The organism is Pseudomonas sp. 05N434, assembly GCF_056396965.1.
This window is the reverse complement of record NZ_JBFTMK010000402.1, coordinates 1-5236: the sequence shown is the minus strand read 5'-3', so window position 1 is coordinate 5236 and position 5236 is coordinate 1. Positions and strand designations below refer to the sequence as shown.

6 protein-coding genes and 1 pseudogene are annotated in these 5236 nt (G+C 58.8%); all 7 read left to right on the top strand.

Going from position 1 to position 5236, the window contains the following annotated elements; all coding sequences use genetic code 11:
• Positions 1 to 41: 41 nt before the first annotated feature.
• Positions 42 to 581 (top strand): annotated as a pseudogene (locus AC1DLB_RS21795) (LysR family transcriptional regulator); the annotation flags it as partial.
• Between the two features lie 126 nt (positions 582 to 707).
• On the top strand, positions 708 to 1553 hold the full coding sequence (locus AC1DLB_RS21790; protein ID WP_111453421.1) for a transporter substrate-binding domain-containing protein: 846 nt from the start codon (positions 708 to 710) through the stop codon (positions 1551 to 1553).
• Between the two features lie 53 nt (positions 1554 to 1606).
• Positions 1607 to 2428 carry an amino acid ABC transporter ATP-binding protein gene (locus AC1DLB_RS21785; protein ID WP_111453422.1) on the top strand — a complete coding sequence of 274 codons (822 nt, stop codon included), beginning with the start codon at positions 1607 to 1609 and terminating at the stop codon, positions 2426 to 2428.
• Positions 2429 to 2439: 11 nt separating this feature from the next.
• A complete protein-coding gene (locus AC1DLB_RS21780; protein ID WP_111453423.1) occupies positions 2440 to 3111 on the top strand; it encodes an amino acid ABC transporter permease in 672 nt (223 codons plus the stop codon).
• 52 nt (positions 3112 to 3163) lie between these two features.
• Positions 3164 to 3787 carry an amino acid ABC transporter permease gene (locus AC1DLB_RS21775; RefSeq protein ID WP_477744646.1) on the top strand — a complete coding sequence of 208 codons (624 nt, stop codon included), beginning with the start codon at positions 3164 to 3166 and terminating at the stop codon, positions 3785 to 3787.
• A 23-nt stretch (positions 3788 to 3810) separates the two neighbouring features.
• Complete coding sequence (locus tag AC1DLB_RS21770) at positions 3811 to 4692, top strand: dihydrodipicolinate synthase family protein (protein WP_477744645.1); 882 nt, start codon at positions 3811 to 3813, stop codon at positions 4690 to 4692.
• 76 nt (positions 4693 to 4768) lie between these two features.
• Positions 4769 to 5236 (top strand): FAD-dependent oxidoreductase (locus AC1DLB_RS21765; RefSeq protein ID WP_477785621.1); only part of this gene is annotated, 468 nt, incomplete at its 3' end.

The window sequence follows — 5236 nt, the reverse complement described above, 5'->3', positions numbered from 1 at the left end:
AATCTGAATCGTTAAATGTTTACGTTCAGGAAAATTCACCTATGAGTCAGAAAATCCCCCTCAGCCAGGTCAGTGACTTTGACCTCAGATTGTTACGACTCTTCAAAACCGTGGTGCAGTGCGGGAGTTTCTCGGCGGCGGAAACCTCGCTCGGGATCAGCCGCTCTGCAATCAGCGTGCATATGGCCGATCTGGAAAAACGTCTGGGAGTCCGCTTGTGCCAGCGTGGACGTGCCGGCTTCGCGTTGACGGATGAGGGACGTGAGGTGCTTCGTTCCAGCGAGGCGGTGCTGGTGGCCATCGAGGGGTTTCGAACCGAGGTGAACCAGTTGCACAGCCAACTGCGGGGGGACTTGAATATCGGGATCATCAATAATTTGGTCACCCAGCCGAAGATGCGCATCACCCGGGCCTTGAAATCACTGCGCAGCCAAGGCGAGGGGGTGACGGTGAATTTGAGCATGAGCACGCCGGCCGAGATCGAACGCGGGGTATTGGACGGTCGTCTGCATGTCGGGGTAGTCCCTTTGATTACGCCGCTTTCAGGCCTTGAGTACAACCTGCTTTATGAAGAGCGGTCGTAAGTCTGTTGACAGCTCAATTCGTTCAAAACTAATCTGCATACAGCGCTGCACACATTATGGCGCACATTGCTACACGCTTGTACCTTTCTGCCCAAGAACAACTACATAACGGTGAGGTTCAAAATGGCTCGGTTATTCTCTCGCTCCGCCCGCAACATGCTCCTCTGTGCCATCGCCATCGGTGCGCTATTGAGCCAGGCTCCAGCGCAGGCCGCTGATCCGTCACTTTGGCAAGGCGTGCAAAAGGCCGGCGTGCTGCGTTGCGGCGCTGCGGTGGCGGCGCCCTATGTGATGCGTGATGCCCGTTCCGGTCAGTACAGCGGCTACTTCGTGGATTTGTGTCGGGACTTCGGCGAGAAGGTGCTGAAGGTCAAGGTGGAGTTCGTTGACACCAACTGGGACAACCTGGTTGCGGGTCTGCAAGGTGGCAAATGGGATCTGGCGATGGCATTGAACCAGACCCCGGAACGGGCCATGGCCGTCAGCTTCTCGGTCCCGGCGACCGACTACCAGATCTCGTTGCTCACCCATAAAGACAATCCAAAACTGGCCACGGCGGGCAATGCCATCGCCGACTACGACAAGCCGGGCGTGTCGTTTGCAGTGATGTCCGGCACGGCCGCCGACAAGGCGATCAGTGCGGTGGTGAAGAATGGCTCGGTCATGCGTTTACCCGGGATGGACGAGACTCGACTGGCGGTGATGTCCCGCCGCGCCGACGTGCTGGTCGATGCCAGTGACACCAACCATTTGTTCGCCGTCGCCAACCCGGACTGGACCAAGGAAATAATGCCGGCCCCGGCCTTGGCCAAGCAGGGCGTCGCGTTCGGACTGAACCGTGACGCGTCGCAGTCAGACCTGCAAGTGCTGAACATCTACCTCACCCAGCGTCGCGAGACAGGCGAAATCGCCGCCCTGGTCGACAAGGCTTCCATCCTCGCGAACGCCGACGAAAAAACATCCAAGTAATTTCGCTGATTCCCGAGAGCGGCCGGTAACCGCCGCTCTCCTGGAGACCCCCTATGACAGCTCCTTTACTGGTGGCCGCCCAGCCACAGGCATCGTTCGTCCCCGATTCGGCTGGCGGCGACTTCATCCAGCTGCGCGATGTTTACAAATCCTATGGCGAAGGGTTGGTGGTCATGGACCATTTGAGCCTGGATATGCGTGCCGACGATCGGCTGGTAATCATCGGTCCCAGCGGCAGCGGCAAGAGTTCGTTGCTGCGGGTCATGATGGGGCTGGAAAGCATCCAGGGCGGGACGATCAACTTCCAGGGCCAGCCTTACATCGATGGCAACGCGAGAAACCAGGGCAAACCACTGGATGTGCGCTTGCAAACCCAGGTCGGCATGGTGTTCCAGCACTACACGCTGTTCCCGCATCTGTCGGTCTTGAGCAACCTGATTCTGGCGCCCATGAAAGTTCACGGGCTGTCCAAGGCCCAGGCTACCGAGAAAGCACGGATTTTCCTGGCGCGATTGGGTCTGGAAAGCAAGCTCAATGCGTATCCAAGCCAGCTCTCCGGCGGGCAAAAGCAGCGTGTCGCTATTGCCCGCGCCTTGATGCTTGAACCGAAGCTGATGCTGTTTGACGAGGTGACTTCGGCGCTCGACCCGGAAATGGTCACCGAAGTGCAGAACGTGATGATGCAATTGGCCGAGGAGAAGATGGCCATGATCATCGTCACCCACGACATGCATTTCGCCAAAAACATCGCCTCGCGGGTGGTGTTCTGCGCCAACGGAAAGGTTGTCGAACAGGGGCCTCCCGCGCAGATCTTCACTCAGCCGAAGGAGCCGCGCACCCGCGAATTCCTCGAAAAAGTCCTGCACCTGGGCTGAGGGGTACGACCATGAATTATCAATTTGATTTCCATTTTCTGACTGGAAACTTCGGTGCCCTGTGGGAGGGCCTCAAGGTCACCCTGCAGCTGGCGCTGGTGTCGAATGTGGAGGGGCTGATACTCGGTTTCGGCTTGTGCCTGCTGACCCTGAGCCGCTGGTTTTTCATCCGCTGGCCCGCCCAGTTGTTCATCGAGTTCTTCCGCTGCACGCCGGCGTTGTTGCAGATCGTCTGGTTCTTCTACTGCTTGCCGATGCTGTTCAACGTGTTCATCGACCCGATCACCATGGGCGTTTTGGCCCTGGGGCTGAACCTCACTGCGTTCAACGCCGAAGCCTATCGGGCCGGGGTGCAGGCAGTGCCACGCGAACATCTGGATGCCTGTGTTGCGCTGGGCCTGCGCCCGTGGCAGCGCACGCTGTACGTGATTCTGCCGCAAGCCGTGCGCACCGCGCTGCCAGTACTGATGACCAACGGCATTTCGATTCTCCAGCAAAGCGCGTTGGTGGCCATCGTGGCGGTCGCAGACCTGATGTACGTCGGCAAAAGCATTGCCACCGAAGCGTATCGCCCACTCGAAACTTACTCGCTGATCGCCCTGATCTACTTCGCCCTCTCGCTGCCCATCGCGCAGCTGGTGCAGTGGCTCGAGCGGCGCCAGGACACTGCGCTCGCGCGCTGAGGAGAAGAAGATGCAGCTGGATTTCTGGGTGGTCCTTTCCTACTGACAGGTGTTGGCCAAAGGCCTGGCGCTGACGCTGGCGTTCACCGTCAGTTGCGCGGTGCTGGGCAGCGTCTGCGGGTTTCTGTTGAGTCTGTTGCGGCTCTCGAAAAGCCCGTTGATCCGAATCCCTACCGGCCTGTACGTCGAGCTGTTCCGCGGCACGCCGTTGCTGATTCAACTGTTCTGGATCTTTTTCTGCCTGCCCGTCGTATTCGGCATCTCGGTGCCGCCTTACGTCTCGGTGGTGCTGGCGTTGACGCTGTACATGACTGCCATCACCAGCGAGACCTTTCGTGGCGCGCTCAAGTCGATTCCGAGCGAGCAACACGATGCCTGTACCGCCCTGGGCGTGGCGTCGTGGAACAAAGTGTTCTACGTGATTTTCCCCCAGGCATTGTTGCGTGCCGTCCCGCCGCTGCTGTCCAACGTGGTCAGCCTGTTCAAGGAAAGCGCACTCATTTCGTCGGTGGGGATCGCCGACCTCATGTTCGTCGGCCAGAACATTTCCAACAGCACCGCGCGCCCGGTCGAGTTCCTGTCGGCGGTGGCGGTGATTTATTTCCTGGTGGCGTTCCCCCTGACCCGACTGGTTGGCGTGATCGAAACCCGGATGCTCAGACGCTACGCGTACTAACTCAACCCACTGGAGACATTCCCATGCAGCAACTCAAAGGCATCCTGCCGGCCCTGGTGACCCCCATCGATCAATCCGGTGCCATTGATTACGACGTCCTGACATCGATTATCGAATATCAACTCAAGCAGGGCGTAAGCGGGTTCGTGCCGCTGGGCTCAACGGGCGAATACTACGCGCTGACCAACGACGAACGTCGTCAGGTCATGGCGACCGTGCGCGAGGTGGTCGGCGATCGCGGCATGCTGATCGCCGGTGCCAACGGCTCATGTACCCGTGAGGTGATCGAGCAGGTCAAACAGGCCCGTGACATTGGTTATCGCAACCTGCTGATTGCGCCGCCGTACTACGCCATTCCAACCCAGGAAGAGCTGATCGGTCACTACGAAGCGATTCTCGATGCCGTGCCGGACGTGAACATCGTGCTCTACAACTACCCGATCCGCACTAATGTTGAAGTGGGTTATAGCGTGCTGGATGCGCTCAAGGATCATGAACGGGTAATCGGCATCAAGGAAAGTGCGGGCAACCTGCTGCGCGCCGTCGAGATCGGTGAAAACTACAAGGGCAAGATTCAGTTGTCCTGCGGTTCCGATGACCAGGCGCTGGACTTTTTCCTGTGGGGCGCTACCAGCTGGATCTGTGCGCCGGCGAATTTCCTGTCGCCGCACATCGTTTCGTTCTACAACAAGTACACCTCGGGTGACTTGGCCGGTGCGCAACAAATCGTGCGTTCGTTGTTCCCGTTGATGGCCAATCTGGAAAGCGGCAAGTTCATTCAGAAGGTCAAATACGGTTGCGAACTGGCTGGCTTTGAAGTGGGTGTGGCGCGCATGCCGTTGTTGCCGCTGACGGCTGAGGAAAAAACCGAATTCCGCAAGGAGTTCGAGAAGCTGCAAGGCTGATACGTTTCCCGCATCGGCCTCCACGTGGGACGGTGCGGGCTCAGCTTCCTAGAGAGAGACGGTGTATATGATCCCTATGCAATCACCCATCCAGCAGCAAGCCGAGCGCCAGACCGCGGTGGTCATCGGCGCGGGTATCGTCGGCGTCTGCTGCGCCCTGTATCTGCAGCGCGAGGGCTATCGCGTCACGATGATCGACCCCCAGGCGCCGGGCGACAGCACGGCCAAGTGGAGCTGCGGGCAAATGGCGGTGAGTGAAGTCATCCCGTTGTCCAAGCCGGGAATACTGAAAAAGATTCCGGCCTGGTTGCTGGATCAGAAAGGGCCACTGGCGTTGCGACCCAGCGCCTTGCCGGGAATCCTGCCGTGGTTTTTGCGGTTTGTGGCATGTGCGCGGCATTCCAGGATCGTCGAGATTTCCAATGAAATGGCGACGCTCACGCATCATGTCTACGAAGACTATGCGCCGCTGCTGAATGCCTGTGCCGACAAGACCTTGATGGGCGAACGTCCGATCATCGAGGTGTTCGACACGGCTGAAGGG

What these genes read in the sequence shown, in the direction of transcription:
- AC1DLB_RS21790 (WP_111453421.1), top strand. Translation starts at nt 708, where the DNA reads ATGGCTCGGTTATTCTCTCGCTCCGCCCGCAACATGCTCCTCTGTGCC.
- AC1DLB_RS21785 (WP_111453422.1), top strand. Translation starts at nt 1,607, where the DNA reads ATGACAGCTCCTTTACTGGTGGCCGCCCAGCCACAGGCATCGTTCGTC.
- AC1DLB_RS21780 (WP_111453423.1), top strand. Translation starts at nt 2,440, where the DNA reads ATGAATTATCAATTTGATTTCCATTTTCTGACTGGAAACTTCGGTGCC.
- AC1DLB_RS21770 (WP_477744645.1), top strand. Translation starts at nt 3,811, where the DNA reads ATGCAGCAACTCAAAGGCATCCTGCCGGCCCTGGTGACCCCCATCGAT.